Annotated in this window: 12 protein-coding genes; 8 read left to right on the top strand and 4 right to left on the bottom strand. The window is 39.6% G+C overall.

The window, feature by feature from the left end; all coding sequences use genetic code 11:
* Nucleotides 1-6 precede the first annotated feature (6 nt).
* Nucleotides 7-483: a flavodoxin domain-containing protein gene (locus tag BQ9859_RS03950; RefSeq protein WP_075876976.1), complete on the top strand. Its 477-nt coding sequence runs from the start codon at nucleotides 7-9 to the stop codon at nucleotides 481-483.
* Between the two features lie 210 nt (nucleotides 484-693).
* Complete coding sequence (locus BQ9859_RS03945; protein WP_143404371.1) at nucleotides 694-2,556, top strand: IS1182 family transposase; 1,863 nt, start codon at nucleotides 694-696, stop codon at nucleotides 2,554-2,556.
* A 237-nt stretch (nucleotides 2,557-2,793) separates the two neighbouring features.
* On the opposite strand, the gene BQ9859_RS03940 is transcribed toward BQ9859_RS03945, so the two are convergent.
* A complete protein-coding gene (locus BQ9859_RS03940) occupies nucleotides 2,794-3,780 on the bottom strand; it encodes a LacI family DNA-binding transcriptional regulator (RefSeq protein ID WP_235846387.1) in 987 nt (328 codons plus the stop codon).
* Nucleotides 3,781-3,950: 170 nt separating this feature from the next.
* Here BQ9859_RS03940 and BQ9859_RS03935 point away from each other — a divergent pair, with 170 nt between their 5' ends.
* The 3 genes from BQ9859_RS03935 to ftsH all read left to right on the top strand — a co-directional run bounded on the left by BQ9859_RS03935 (nucleotide 3,951) and on the right by ftsH (nucleotide 8,513).
* A complete protein-coding gene (locus BQ9859_RS03935; protein ID WP_075876974.1) occupies nucleotides 3,951-4,622 on the top strand; it encodes an MBL fold metallo-hydrolase in 672 nt (223 codons plus the stop codon).
* 66 nt (nucleotides 4,623-4,688) lie between these two features.
* Nucleotides 4,689-6,518: an asparagine synthase (glutamine-hydrolyzing) gene (asnB, locus tag BQ9859_RS03930; RefSeq protein ID WP_075876973.1), complete on the top strand. Its 1,830-nt coding sequence runs from the start codon at nucleotides 4,689-4,691 to the stop codon at nucleotides 6,516-6,518.
* 135 nt (nucleotides 6,519-6,653) lie between these two features.
* Entirely contained in the window at nucleotides 6,654-8,513 is a 1,860-nt protein-coding gene (gene ftsH / locus BQ9859_RS03925) for an ATP-dependent zinc metalloprotease FtsH (protein ID WP_075876972.1), read from the top strand.
* Here ftsH and BQ9859_RS03920 read toward each other — a convergent pair whose 3' ends face one another.
* The 3 genes from BQ9859_RS03920 to BQ9859_RS12585 form a co-directional block, all read right to left on the bottom strand.
* Complete coding sequence (locus BQ9859_RS03920; RefSeq protein WP_075876971.1) at nucleotides 8,514-9,005, bottom strand: pyridoxamine 5'-phosphate oxidase family protein; 492 nt, start codon at nucleotides 9,003-9,005, stop codon at nucleotides 8,514-8,516.
* On the bottom strand, nucleotides 8,980-9,906 hold the full coding sequence (locus BQ9859_RS03915; protein ID WP_075876970.1) for an RluA family pseudouridine synthase: 927 nt from the start codon (nucleotides 9,904-9,906) through the stop codon (nucleotides 8,980-8,982). Before BQ9859_RS03915 ends, BQ9859_RS03920 begins: the two co-directional genes overlap by 26 nt.
* 109 nt (nucleotides 9,907-10,015) lie before the next feature.
* A complete protein-coding gene (locus tag BQ9859_RS12585; RefSeq protein WP_178682797.1) occupies nucleotides 10,016-10,177 on the bottom strand; it encodes a hypothetical protein in 162 nt (53 codons plus the stop codon).
* 219 nt (nucleotides 10,178-10,396) lie between these two features.
* On the opposite strand from BQ9859_RS12585, the gene BQ9859_RS03910 reads away from it, so the two are divergent.
* The 3 genes from BQ9859_RS03910 to BQ9859_RS03900 are packed head-to-tail and all read left to right on the top strand — an operon-like array spanning nucleotide 10,397 to nucleotide 13,453.
* Nucleotides 10,397-11,161 (top strand): HAD-IIB family hydrolase, encoded by a 765-nt coding sequence (locus BQ9859_RS03910; RefSeq protein ID WP_075876969.1) that lies wholly within the window; start codon nucleotides 10,397-10,399, stop codon nucleotides 11,159-11,161.
* A 28-nt stretch (nucleotides 11,162-11,189) separates the two neighbouring features.
* Nucleotides 11,190-12,122, top strand: a complete 933-nt coding sequence (cdaA, locus tag BQ9859_RS03905; protein WP_083662644.1) for a diadenylate cyclase CdaA — start codon at nucleotides 11,190-11,192, stop codon at nucleotides 12,120-12,122.
* Nucleotides 12,119-13,453, top strand: coding sequence for a CdaR family protein (locus BQ9859_RS03900; protein ID WP_083662642.1), 1,335 nt, complete (start codon nucleotides 12,119-12,121; stop codon nucleotides 13,451-13,453). The genes cdaA and BQ9859_RS03900 overlap by 4 nt, the downstream gene beginning before the upstream one ends.
* Nucleotides 13,454-13,470 lie beyond the last annotated feature (17 nt).

The following is a 13,470-nucleotide window of genomic DNA, read 5'->3' as shown; positions in this document are numbered from 1 at the left end:
GGTAAATTGTTTAACGATGAATTTGATTTTGACTATCTGTTTGATAAATATCAACATTGGAGCACCTATACACCAGAGAAAGAAGGAGTATTGATCGTTTATGCTTCCATGTATGGCAATACAGAAACTGTTGCACAGTCATTGGCTGGTAAACTAGCAGAACGCGGTATTCAGGATGTGGCAGTGTATGATGTATCAAATACACATTTCTCTACTTTAATTGCAGAAACATTTCAATACAGCCATATTGTATTTTCTTCGGTTACGTATAATTTGGGCATTTACTCATTGATGCATAACCTGTTGATCGATATGAAAGTATTGAATGTGCAAAACCGCATATGTGATATCATTGAAAATGGTTCATGGACGCCCAAAGCCGATTCACTGATCCATCAGTTCTTAGATGAAGAAATGAAGCAGATGAGCATATTGGATACAGAGATGACTGTTGTTTCCACACTGCAAAACAGCAAAGAATAAGAACTGGATGCTTTTGCAGATGGAATTGTATATACAATGAATGCAAAAGTGTAGAAAAGTATCTTTGGACATGCTGCCATAATTTATTTCAATTAAAATAAGATTCCCTTGAAATAGATAAAAATTGTTTATCAGGAGGAGTCTTTTTGTATCATTGAAATAGCAAATAAAAAGAGGCTGTAACGAATAAGGAATAGCCAAAAATAAAAAATGCATCTAATCTCGAAAGAGAAAGGATGCATTTTTTGGTATAATTTAGCTATGAAAAACATCGAAGTGTTAGAGCTAAATCATTCCTATTTGAGCAATAGGAATTATACCGCATTTCAGATGATTTTACCACTGGATTGTGAAAAAAAGATCGATTCTTCTGATCCGGTGTACAGTTTTCTTGAAGTGATGGAAGGAGTCAACTGGAACAAATATCTTGATCACCCTGCTCACAGAGGGCGTGAAGAATATAATCCCTTCAAGATGATCAAAGTCATCCTGTTTGCGTTCATGAATCATATTTATAGTCTAAGAGATATTGAAAAAAGCTGTAGAACAGACATCCGTTTCATGTTCTTGATGCAGGAGGAAACGCCAAGTCACATGGCATTTCATCGTTTCATCCAAAAGTATTTAAAATATGACATCCAATTCATTTTTAGAGATATATTTGAATCAATTGAGATATTAGATCCGTCAATTGATCATGATACGGTTTATATTGATGGAACCAAGCTTGAGGCCAATGCCAACAAGTTTACTTTCATCTGGAAAAAGACCGCAATCAAAACAAGAGATAAAATATTCACTCGATTAAACGAATGGGTCAAGAAACTGGGTGATCGTATTGAAGCATCTCAAAAAGAGGAGTGGACAATAAAAGACATAGAGAATATGGCTAACCAAATTTTTCATATCGTTGAACAAGAGGGAATCACTTTCATTTATGGAAAAGGTAAGCGAAAAAGCCAGATCCAGCGTTATTATGATGAATTGATGAAATACAAAGAAACACTGCAAAACTGTTTGGAAAGAATTGAACTATGCGGACCTGACAGAAACAGCTGTTCGAAAACAGACCACGATGCAACGATGATGCACATGAAAGAGGACCATTATATGAAGACAGGAATCTTCAAGGCAGGATACAATGCACAGATAGCAGTAAGCAGCGAATATATCCAATTGGCTTGTATCTATCAGGATAGAACCGATCAAAAGACATTTATCAAATTTCTTGAAACATTCAGAGCACTTTATAACAGGATGCCTAAAACAGTAGCAGCGGATGCAGGATATGGATCCTATGATAATTATTTCTTCTGTTTAGAAAATGATATGGAAGCCTATATCAAATATATGATGTATTCAAAAGAAAAAGAAACGAGCTACAAGAAAAAAACATTCATCAAATCAAACTGGAACAGAAATGGAAATGGAAGATATATCTGCCCGGCAGGACATGAATTTGGCTGTATCAATGAAACGGTTGATAAGAGAAGCAAATATTATCGAATCAATCAAACGCACAGTTGTGGCAAATGCACGGATTGCCCACTCAAATCTCAATGTACGAAAGCCAAGGGAGATCGAACGATAAGCGTGAATCCGATACTTGAGGAGTTTGAAAGAACAGCGAGAAAAAAACTAAATAGCGAAGAAGGAATCCATCATCGAGTGCAAAGATCCATACAAAGCGAAGGAGCATTTGGAGTGATAAAAGAAGATTATGCTTATGACAGATTACATAGGAGAAGCATCAAAAATGTAGAAATGGAGTTCCTGTTNAAATCTCAATGTACGAAAGCCAAGGGAGATCGAACGATAAGCGTGAATCCGATACTTGAGGAGTTTGAAAGAACAGCGAGAAAAAAACTAAATAGCGAAGAAGGAATCCATCATCGAGTGCAAAGATCCATACAAAGCGAAGGAGCTTTTGGAGTGATAAAAGAAGATTATGCTTATGACAGATTACATAGGAGAAGCATCAAAAATGTAGAAATGGAGTTCCTGTTGGTGTGCGTAGGCTTTAATCTGATGAAATATCATAACAAAAAAATAAGAAAAAAAGCACAAGCATAAATAATGTTGATGGGTTTTCCACAATAGGTGTTTTCATAATGCCAAAAAACAGGGATAATTGGGAGAATTGAAACAATTTCAAAGTAAAGAAAAGAAAAAAGAGGTCGTAACCTCAATAGACAGATTCGTTTAATTAAAATCTTCTATTTCGTTACAGCCTCATGTATAAATGCATATGTATCATTGGAGATTGCCTTATGATTGTTTAAACTATTCTAATGGATAGCTGGAATAGTTTCATTTTACACTTTCGCCTTCGATAAATGTATAGTTGACATATTGAATCGGCTGTACTTCTTCTCCATTGATCATGCGTAAGATCGTTCGAGCGCAGCACTTTCCGCTATATTCGCTGTCGAAACGCACGGTGGTCAAGCGCGGAGTGATCAGTTCGCTGATATCATAGCCGCCAAAGGAAATGATCGAAATATCTTGCGGAATGCGCAGACCGTGTTCACGAATAACTTTATAGGCACCAAGAGCCTGGCGATCGGTAGAACAAATCAAGGCATCGATCGTATGTTCTTCCAAGATCCGGTTTACTTGTTCACATGCATGAGCAAATGAAAAATCAGATAGATAAATATAAGGGTCACTTACACCGCTTTCTTTTAATCCGTCAATGATTCCTTGCCGGCGAACGACGCCGACAGCTTCATCCCAGGTATCTACACATAAACAGGCAACTTGATGATGGTGGTGAAGCCCAATGTAATTACCCACAAATTTTCCGCCATAATAATCATCATTGATGATACAGACGCCGTCACGATAATTTTGGGCTACTACAACGACAGGAATGTCAATTTGTGAAAGCAGATCATAATGTTTTTCACTTAAATGGGTAGCACTTAGGATAAGACCATCCACATTCATTCGCCATAACTTTTCTAAATATTGCAATTCCAGCTCTTCTTGATGATCTGTATTGATGATCATGGTACTATAACCTTCTTGACGAAGATGACGATCAATGCTCATCAATACTTGTGATGTAACGACAGAGTCTAAACAAGGAGCGATGATGCCGATCATCTTGCTGCTTTTTGCTTTTAAACGAGCAAAAGTATTCGGTTCATAATTGTATTGCTGGATGACACTTGCGATTTTTTGACGTGTTTCTTCTTTTACATAACCGCCATTGAAATAGCGGGAGACCGTACTTTTGCCTACGCCGCTTAGTTGTGCGATTTCTTTCATTGTGATCTTTCGAACAGTACCCAAAACAAACACCTCTACCTTTATGATTAAGTTAATGATAGCACAGGAGAAACATAAAAAAAAGGGAAACTGGGAACGGTTTTATATAGGGTGTATATATCGATTTTGACGGAATTCTCAATTGCATGAACCATCTGTTTGTGCTATTTTGAAAGCAGGAAGAAGGTAATGATATGAAAGCATATGAATATATGGAACATCTGTTTATTTTAGGAGATGAGCGTGTACGGCAGTTCTTATTTGTTGGCGCAAAGGATGCATTATTAATGGATACGGGCTTTGAAGACAGTCATGTATATGAACAAGTGCGGCAAATAACTTCATTGCCGGTCACAGTCATATTGACCCATGCAGACCACGATCATTGCGGAGGATTGGCTGATTTTGATTTCTGCTATGTAAACGAAAGAGATTGGCCATTGATCAAAGAGAAGCAAAAGGTACGTCCATTAAAAGAAGGAGATGTCTTTACATGTGGTGACTATTGTTTAGAAGCCATAGAGATACCGGGCCATACGCATGGAAGTGTTGCTTTTATTGAAAGAAACAAACGTTTGTTGTTCCCCGGAGACAGTGTGCAAAAAGAAGGGCCGATTTATTTATTCGGGGCACATCGAAGTTTAGATGCTTATATTGCAAGCTTTGACAAGCTGATGCCTTTGATGGATCAAGTGGACTTAGTATTTCCTTGTCATCATGCTTGTCCGATTACCCCTGATTATATTGAAAAAAATAAAGAAGATGCCATTGCCTTGGCCAATCATGAATTAAGACGTGAAAAACATCCAACGTTCCCTTGTTATACTTATTTTGGGAAATGGACACAATTTTATTATGATCGTTAGTATCTAGGCAGTTGCCCAATTCCTCTTCTGCATGAAACATACAGTGATATTGCAAGGAGGATGGCCATGTGTGGAATTGCTGGAATCGTCGATTATGAGCATCCGCTGCTTTCGATGCAGAATGCATATGTAAATGCGATGCAAGAGACGATGAAACGAAGAGGACCTGATCAAAAAGGTGTTTGGGAGAGTGAATATGTCACTTTGATCCATGCCCGTTTAAGCATTGTGGATCTGCAAAGAGGAAGACAGCCGATGCAGAAGGAACATTGTTGTATCGTTTATAATGGAGAGCTGTATAATACTTCTGAATTGCGAAAAGAACTAATAGAAGATGGTTGGACTTTCACAACACATAGCGATACAGAAGTAGTGCTGTGTGCTTATTTGCAATGGAAAGAAAAATGTGTAGAGAAGTTTAATGGAATCTTTGCATTTGCTATTTGGGATTGTTATCGCAAAGAGTTATTTATTGCACGTGATCCGATGGGAGTCAAACCATTTTTTTATACATTTGTTCAAGATGCATTTCTATTTGGAAGCGAGATCAAAACATTATTCGCACACCCTTTCGTAAAACCTCAGGTAGATCGAAACGGTATCTTGCAGCTGATGCTGCTTGGACCCGGCCGAATCGGCGGAGATGGCGTATTTAAAGGAATCAAAGAGTTAAAACCAGGTGCTTGCGGATATGTCGATATCCATGGTATACATTCGTGGATCTACATGGATATGAAAGATAGTGTTCACAAGGATTCATTTGAAACAACGGTGGAAAAAGTACGGATGCTGGTAACGGATGCCATTCATAGGCAGTTGCAGGCTGATGTAGAAGTTGGTACTTTTTTATCTGGAGGTCTGGATTCTAGTATCATTACGGCTTTAGCTAGTAAACAGTTTGCTAAAGAAGGAAAGACATTGCATACTTTTTCTTTAGACTATGAGGATAATGCGAAATATTTTCATACAACAAAATTTCAGCCGAATGCAGATCCATATTATATTGAACAGATGACAAAGTGTATCCACAGTGTACATCACCATATCGTGTTAAAACCACAGGATGTGGCAGAAGCTTTGTATGCTGCAGTGGATGCGAGGGATCTGCCAGGCATGGCGGATGTCGACAGTTCGTTGCTATTGTTCTGCAAAGAAATTGCACAGTACGTCAAAGTGGCTTTGTCAGGTGAATGTGCAGATGAACTGTTTGGGGGATATCCGTGGTTTCGAGATCCGCAGATACGCATGAAAGAGGGATTCCCTTGGTCGCAGACCACGCAGTATCGCGCATCTTTTTTAAAAGATGAATGGTTAGAAGACATCGATCCAAAAGCGTATGTAACAAGCTGGTATCAAGATACTTGCAAACATACGGATTGTGTACAAGGCATTGATCCCAATGAGCGCCGCCTGCGTGAAATGACCATGTTGAACATGAAATGGTTCATGCAGACTTTGCTGGATCGAAAAGATCGAATGAGCATGTACTCATCATTAGAGGTGCGTGTTCCATTTTGTGATGTACGGTTAGCAAAGTATCTTTACAGCATCCCATGGGAAATGAAAGATCATGACGGATATGAAAAAGGACTGCTTCGCGAGGCTATGAAAGGTTTATTGCCGCAGGAAGTGCTATGGCGTAAGAAAAGTCCTTATCCAAAAACATGGCATCCGCTTTATCGCACATGTGTCAGCAGGCAGATGCAAGAAGTGTTAACGAATGCAGATGCGCCATTGTTTAAGTTGTTAAAAAAGCAAAGAGTAGAAAATTTGTTAAAAGAAGAACGCAGCATTCCTTGGTATGGGCAGTTGATGACAACACCGCAAACGATTGCGTATTTGCTGCAAATCAACTACTGGTTAGAGCATTATCATGTAGAATTGTTATTCGAATAAGACAGGAAACACTTTATGTGCTTCCTTTTTTATTACAAAGACGTAAAATTATGTGGAATTATGTAACTTTTAGCACTCTTGTTGAAAAAGTGCTAAAAAGGAGTATAATCAAAAGCAACACAGGGAGGTAAGTGTATGAACAAGCAGAAAAAACCATTGTATCGATACTATCTTCTGATCTTGCTGGCATTGCTGGCAGTTAATTTTATTGTTTTCCCAATGTTAGATAACAATCGAATAAAGGAAGTTTCCTACAGTGAATTTCTTGATCGTATAGAAGAAAAACAGATAGAAAAGGTAGAAGTACACGATACAGAAATTTATTATACGCTGAAAGGCGATGAATCCGTCGTATATGAAACAGCCACGATGCAGGATTCCCGTTTGGTTGATCGACTGGATGAAGCAGGAGCAACTTTCACAAAAGTGCAGAGTGAACAAATGAACCCGATCATATCTTATTTGATTACTCTGTTCCTGCCGTTATTGATTTTCTGGGGCATTGGTTCCTTCTTATTTAGACGAATGCAAAAGAAGATGGGCAATGATTCGATGACATTTGGCGGCGGCGGTTTTGGTTTTGGCAATTTAGGCAAAAGCAATGCCAAGATGTATGTACCGGCACAAGACGGCAAAACATTTAAAGATGTTGCCGGGCAAGATGAGGCAAAAGAAGCTTTGAAAGAAATTGTCGATTTCTTGAATAAGCCGGAAAAATATAAAGAAATTGGTGCACAGATGCCAAAAGGTGCCTTGTTGGTAGGGCCTCCTGGAACTGGTAAAACGTTGTTGGCCAAAGCTGTTGCGGGAGAAGCGGGTGTTCCATTCTTCTCAATCAGCGGCAGTGAATTTGTGGAAATGTTCGTTGGACGAGGTGCTGCTAAAGTACGTGATTTATTCTCACAGGCACGCGAGAAGGCACCATGTATCGTGTTTATCGATGAGATCGATACGATCGGGAAAAAACGTGATGGCGCTGGCATCAGCGGAAATGATGAACGTGAGCAGACACTGAATCAGCTGTTGGCTGAAATGGATGGTTTTGACGGCAGCAAAGGCGTTGTTATTTTAGCCGCAACCAACCGTCCGGAAAGTCTGGATCCTGCATTATTGCGTCCGGGACGTTTTGATCGCCGTATTCCGGTTGAATTACCTGACCTTGCAGGACGTGAGGCAATCTTGCGTGTGCATGCAAAAGATGTCAAATGCTCTCCTGCAATTGATTTCAATGCAGTTGCCAGAGCTAGTGCAGGTGCCAGCGGTGCTGATTTAGCAAATATCATTAATGAAGCTGCTTTATTGGCTGTAAAAGACGGCAGAAAATCTGTTGTACAAAAGGATCTGGAAGAAGCAATTGAAACGGTTATAGCCGGTTACCAGAAAAAGGGCAAAGTTATTTCAAATAAAGAAAAGATGATCGTTTCCTATCATGAAATTGGACATGCTTTGGTTGCGGCTTTAAGCAAAGGAAGTGCTCCTGTACATAAGATTACGATCGTACCGCGGACCAGTGGAGCATTAGGTTATACGATGCAGGTCGAAGAAGATGAACGTAACTTGATGACCAAACAAGAAGCGTATACGAAGATCATGACCTTGACTGGCGGCCGCTGTGCAGAAGAACTGATCTTTGATTCAATTACCAGCGGTGCCAGCAATGATATTGAACAAGCAACAAAGATTGCACGTGCCATGATCACACGATTAGGTATGAGCGATACCTTTGGCATGACCGCTTTAGAGACTGTGAATAACCAATATCTGGGCGGTGATGCAACTCTTGCTTGCAGCAGCGAAACAGCGGCAAGGGTAGATGAAGAAGTGGTTGCCCTTATTCAGAAAGCACATGATGAAGCAAAACAGCTATTGAAAGATCATATGTCGAAATTGCATGAACTAGCAAAATATTTATATGAGCATGAAACGATCACAGGTGATGAATTCATGCAGATCTTAGAGGCATCGAATACGTATACGAATAAAGCAGCTGAGTAATCAGCTGTTTTTTCTCATTTTTGTATATTCAATTGCTTCCTTTCCACTGATATGTTCAATTTCGATGTCTACACAACATAGACGATTCCATTCTGTTTTGATTTCCTTTTCTATATTCTCTTTATCCTGACTGTATTTTGATGCAAGAAGACGGATAGTCTGTAAACGCAGCTGCGCATCTTCTATGATATGTGCTTTTCCAAATAAGATGACGCTTTGGAAAAAGGTCGTCAGTTGTGAAGGTACTATTTTTTCTTTTGCAACAACGGTAAAAGAAACTTTTTCATGTTTTTGAATTGCTTCCAGTTTATGTCCTTCTTTCGCACAGTGAAAATAAATATGGCCATCATGATAAACGTAATTGATAGGGACCGTATAAGGATAACCGTCATCTCCGATCACACCTAATATGCCGCTTTGACACTGTTGTAATAAAAGAACACTTTCTTCTTTTGAAAGCTGCTGGTTACTTCTGCGCATCTTTTGAAACATTGTCATCATCCTCCAGTTTAAAGATTTGGTAGTAATAAGAAGCAAAGCTCTGGTCAGGATCTTCTATATAAATCATTTCTTCTGTAAAAGGATCCTGCAGCTGCAATTGGTGGGCAAACAGACATAATGGGTATTTTTCATCTTTGTTGCCATAAAGAGGATCCCCTACGATTGGATGATGGATACTTTGCATGTGTACGCGTATCTGATGCGTTCTGCCGCTTTTGATCTGTACACGCAATAGAGAGAAGTGTTCATTGGCATGGATTTGTTCAAACTGAGTAAAGGCTTCTTTTCCCTCTGGATGTACTTCCATAAAATTCAGCATATTCGCTTTTTTCTGTATAGGAGAAGTAATTGTTCCTTTTGCTGGCGTATGGCCATGAACGATAGCCAGGTATTCTTTTTTTAAGATGCCTTCTGCCCTTTGTTTGAGCAAACGCTGTGCACCGATCGTATGCTTGGCAAATAAAGCAATCCCAGATGTATCTTTATCTAAACGACCGACAGCATACAATCTTGTCCCTCTGCCTTTTATTTTTAACAGATGATCTAATTGGATGCTCAATGTATCATAGTAATGACCCGGGCTTGGATGAAAAGTAAGACCGCTGGGTTTGTGTACGGCAATGAAGTCATTTGTCTCATATAATATGGATAATGGAATGCTCAATGGCGGAATTTCATTTTTTATGCAGGGCTGTTGCAGCAATAAAGCGATCTCATCCCCATTTTTCACTATATAATTTGTTCTTACGGAATGTTGATTGACCATGATGCCATGTTCGATAAACTTTAATCGGCTGATCTGCTTTCTGGTCAGATGCAGCTTAGTGCGCAATAAATGATCCAACCGCATTTGTGCTTCTTCACTTTTCACTGTATACAGCCATTTATGCATAGATCTTCCTCCTTGCAACTCATTATAACAACCGCATCGTAAAAAGAAAAGCCGGCATGTGCCGGCTTTTGGGGATGAGTCCTTTTGACTCTGGCTATCTCAGAAAGAACTACTGTTCTTTATAGTAACAGCCTTCTTCCTGAGCAGGTGGGAATCGTCTTCCCTTTTCAACGTCAATGTCTTCACTTACACATTTTCCATCAGCGTTGTAACGGGAATATTTTCCGGTTTTCTCACAGTTCATACCTGGACGGTATTTTTTGTTTGCCATTGTTTAGCACCTCCCAGTAGCTAGTATGTCTGCTCAGAAAAGTGTTATGCAAAAAAGTCTATATCTTTTTTGATCAGCCGAAATAGAAAAAATAAAATGATATGTTCTGTCAAAACATCAAGGAAGGATATTTCTCCAGTTGATTTCCGAAAATAAGAATGAATATGAAGATGGAGTGTGATAAAATAAGGATGATTAAAAAAGTGAGGAGGGCACCTTATGAAACTATTAGCCAGTGATTATGATGGAACGCTACGCTATGAGCCAAAGGTGGTAGAAGAAGATCTGGATGCAGTGAAACGTTGGCAGAATGCTGGAAATCTGTTTGTTGTCGTGACAGGACGAAGCATGGAATCTTTTTTACAGGAATTAGAAAACAATGATTTTCATTGTGATTTTATCGTATTAAACAATGGCGGTGTCGTTTATGACGGATCTGGAAAATGTCTGCAGGTCAGTTATCTGGATTTTGATAAAGCATTGGAGCTTATTGAGTATATTCGCACATTGCCTTGTGCAAGCTATGTGTTGAATGATGGTTTTCACCGTCATCGTGTTGTGATCGATCCTTCACAAGAAGATGTAAAATATGCAAATATGCCGCAGGAAAAAGATGAAGAAGCATTGTTGAATGGAGGGAAGATCGCACAGATCGTTATTTCATTGAATGATGATGAATTGGCACAGCGAATCGTACGTTATGTCAATGAGCAGTTTAATGGATATATTGAAGCCTATGCAAATCGCAATTGTGTCGACATCGTACCTGTTGGTATTTCAAAGGCAGAAGGCCTGTCATATGTATTGCAGTATCTTGGAATCGATGATGACGATGTCTATACGATCGGGGATTCTTTTAATGATCTGCCGATGATCGAAGCTTACCATGGATTCAGCGTGGGAATGGCTCCAGAAGAAATCAGGGAGAAAAGTGAACAAGTCTATCTATCTGTAGCAGATTGTATTAAAGATCTGATGAGATAAAGTATATGGATGTTAGAAGGGAGTGTCTATGTTTAATTTAACAATTAACGAGATATGGAATGTCGTACGGGCGCTTCTTGATATTGGAATCGTTTGGGCAGTGATTTTTTTTGGTCTGCGTATCGTTCGAAATAATTCTAGGACAATACAAATCTTCAAAGGTATCTTATTTATCTTTATCGTAAAAGGATTGGCAATGATGATCGGATTGACGACGATCAATTACATTGCGGACATGGTGCTGAGCTGGGGAGTGATCGTAGTTGTGATCATTTTTCAGCCGGAGATTCGAATGCTGTTGGAAAAACTTGGAAAAACCAGCGTTTTAACACGTTTGGTGTCTTTGACGAACAATGAGAGAGCGCATCTGGTGGACGAATTAGTGAAAGCCTGTGCACAGATGTCTGCTTCAAAGACAGGTGCATTGATTTCGCTGGAACAGGGACAGGATCTCAGTGATTATATTAAGACTGGAACAAGTATGAATTCACAGGTTTCTTGTGAACTGCTGTGTTCGATCTTTCAATATGGAACACCGCTGCATGACGGTGCTGTCATCATCCAGGGCGTAAAAATTGCCTGCGCAGCCGCTTATTTCCCGCCAACGACAAGAGAGCTGCCGACTAGTTATGGTGCTCGTCATCGCGCAGCAGTCGGTATCAGTGAGATCACAGACTCTATTACGATTATTGTTAGTGAAGAAACGGGAAACATCTCTATTGCGGAAAATGGAGATCTGCGCGTATATAGTGTATCGCAGTTACGCAAATATCTGATGGAACGCTATCAGATCGATGGACCGTTTGATCAAGATGAAGATGAGGGGGAACTAGTACTAAAAGAAGAAGCAGCACCCCTACAGGAAAAGAATGATTATATTCCAACAGAAGCAGTCGTTGTCAAACTGCAAGGACGGCGGAATACCTCAAGACGCCGCCGGAAGGGAAGTGATCGTTCATGATTCGCAGACGAAAGAAAAAGGAAGATAGAAAAGAGATCAAAGAGAACTTTTTTGAACAGTATTCGAAAGTAGAACAAGCGTTCAGCCGGTTTTATAAATGGATCTCGGTTTGGACCGACCGTATTCTGTTTTCACAAAGATACGGAAAAGCAGTTGCTTTGTTACTGGCGATACTGGTCTATGCAGTGGTCAATATCAGCGATGATGCATCTTCTCTTTTTGAAACAAGACAGGTATATACTTTCTATTCACAGCCAGTTACCGTATTGGTCAATGAGGAAACCTATGAGGTCAGCGGCGTGCCGGAGACAGTGGATGTGCAGTTACAAGGCGATATCAATGATCTGCAGATGATTCGCCAGCAGAATAACTTGAATGTCGTAGCAGATCTACGGCAGTTAGGTGAAGGCAGCAGTGAGATTCAATTAGAAGTAAAGAATATACCGTCACGTGTCGTTGCCTTTATTGAGTCAGGGAATGTGAATGTTGTTTTGAAGAAAAAAGTGACGAAGACCTATACCTTAGGGTATGATTATGTCAATTTAGCACAGATGGATGCTACGTATGATTTGGGTGAACCGCAATTTGACAGTGATACTGTCAATGTGCGTGCCAGTGAAGATACGTTGAAACAAGTATCTTATGTAAAGGCACTGATTGATGTCAAAAATGTAAATGGCGATTTTGAAGTGGATGCACCATTGGCTGCATACAATGAAAAAGGAGAGAAACTGGATGTGGATATCATTCCGGACGTCATGCATACGAAAGTTACGGTTACTCGACCGAAAAAGACAGTGCCGATCCAAATTGTTGCGGTAGGTTCGATGGAGGATGGATTAGCTATTGAAACATGCACTGCTTCATTAAATGAAATTACACTTTACGGCAAACAAAGCGTCTTGGATAAGATTGACCAAATTGAGGTTTCTTTGCCGGTTTCGGGAATTAACAGCAACCGAACATTAAATATGCCGATCACATTGCCTAGCGGTGTGACGAGTGCAGATGCAAATCAAATTAGTATTCGCGTTACTGTTGGAAAAGAAACAAGCAAAAAGATTGAGAATATTTCCATACAGTTCACAAATCAGGCAAAAGAATTAGACGGCAAACAAATAACGACAAATCCGAAAAATGTAGATGTAACCGTATATGGAAGCGAAGAAATGTTGCAAAACATCGATAAAGAAGATATCATTGTTACAGCAGATCTCAAAGGAATTTCTACAAATGGAGAAAGCAAAGTTACTTTAAAAGTAACTGGAAAAAACCGATTGGTAAACTATCAGTTGGCGAGCAATGAGGTCACGGTTACTGTTAGTAATTAGGAAAGGAAGAACACAAT

It is taken from the genome of Merdibacter massiliensis (assembly GCF_900155395.1).
In the GTDB taxonomy this organism is placed as follows: domain Bacteria; phylum Bacillota_I; class Bacilli_A; order Erysipelotrichales; family Erysipelotrichaceae; genus Merdibacter; species Merdibacter massiliensis.
This window is presented reverse-complemented; position numbering and strand designations above follow the sequence as displayed.

Bases quoted from the DNA above. Each gene is read 5' to 3' on its own strand.
- asnB (WP_075876973.1), top strand. From the start codon at position 4,689: ATGTGTGGAATTGCTGGAATCGTCGATTATGAGCATCCGCTGCTTTCG.
- BQ9859_RS03900 (WP_083662642.1), top strand. From the start codon at position 12,119: ATGATTCGCAGACGAAAGAAAAAGGAAGATAGAAAAGAGATCAAAGAG.
- BQ9859_RS03910 (WP_075876969.1), top strand. From the start codon at position 10,397: ATGAAACTATTAGCCAGTGATTATGATGGAACGCTACGCTATGAGCCA.
- BQ9859_RS03920 (WP_075876971.1), bottom strand. From the start codon at position 9,005: ATGTTTCAAAAGATGCGCAGAAGTAACCAGCAGCTTTCAAAAGAAGAA.
- ftsH (WP_075876972.1), top strand. From the start codon at position 6,654: ATGAACAAGCAGAAAAAACCATTGTATCGATACTATCTTCTGATCTTG.
- BQ9859_RS12585 (WP_178682797.1), bottom strand. From the start codon at position 10,177: ATGGCAAACAAAAAATACCGTCCAGGTATGAACTGTGAGAAAACCGGA.
- BQ9859_RS03935 (WP_075876974.1), top strand. From the start codon at position 3,951: ATGAAAGCATATGAATATATGGAACATCTGTTTATTTTAGGAGATGAG.
- cdaA (WP_083662644.1), top strand. From the start codon at position 11,190: ATGTTTAATTTAACAATTAACGAGATATGGAATGTCGTACGGGCGCTT.
- BQ9859_RS03915 (WP_075876970.1), bottom strand. From the start codon at position 9,906: ATGCATAAATGGCTGTATACAGTGAAAAGTGAAGAAGCACAAATGCGG.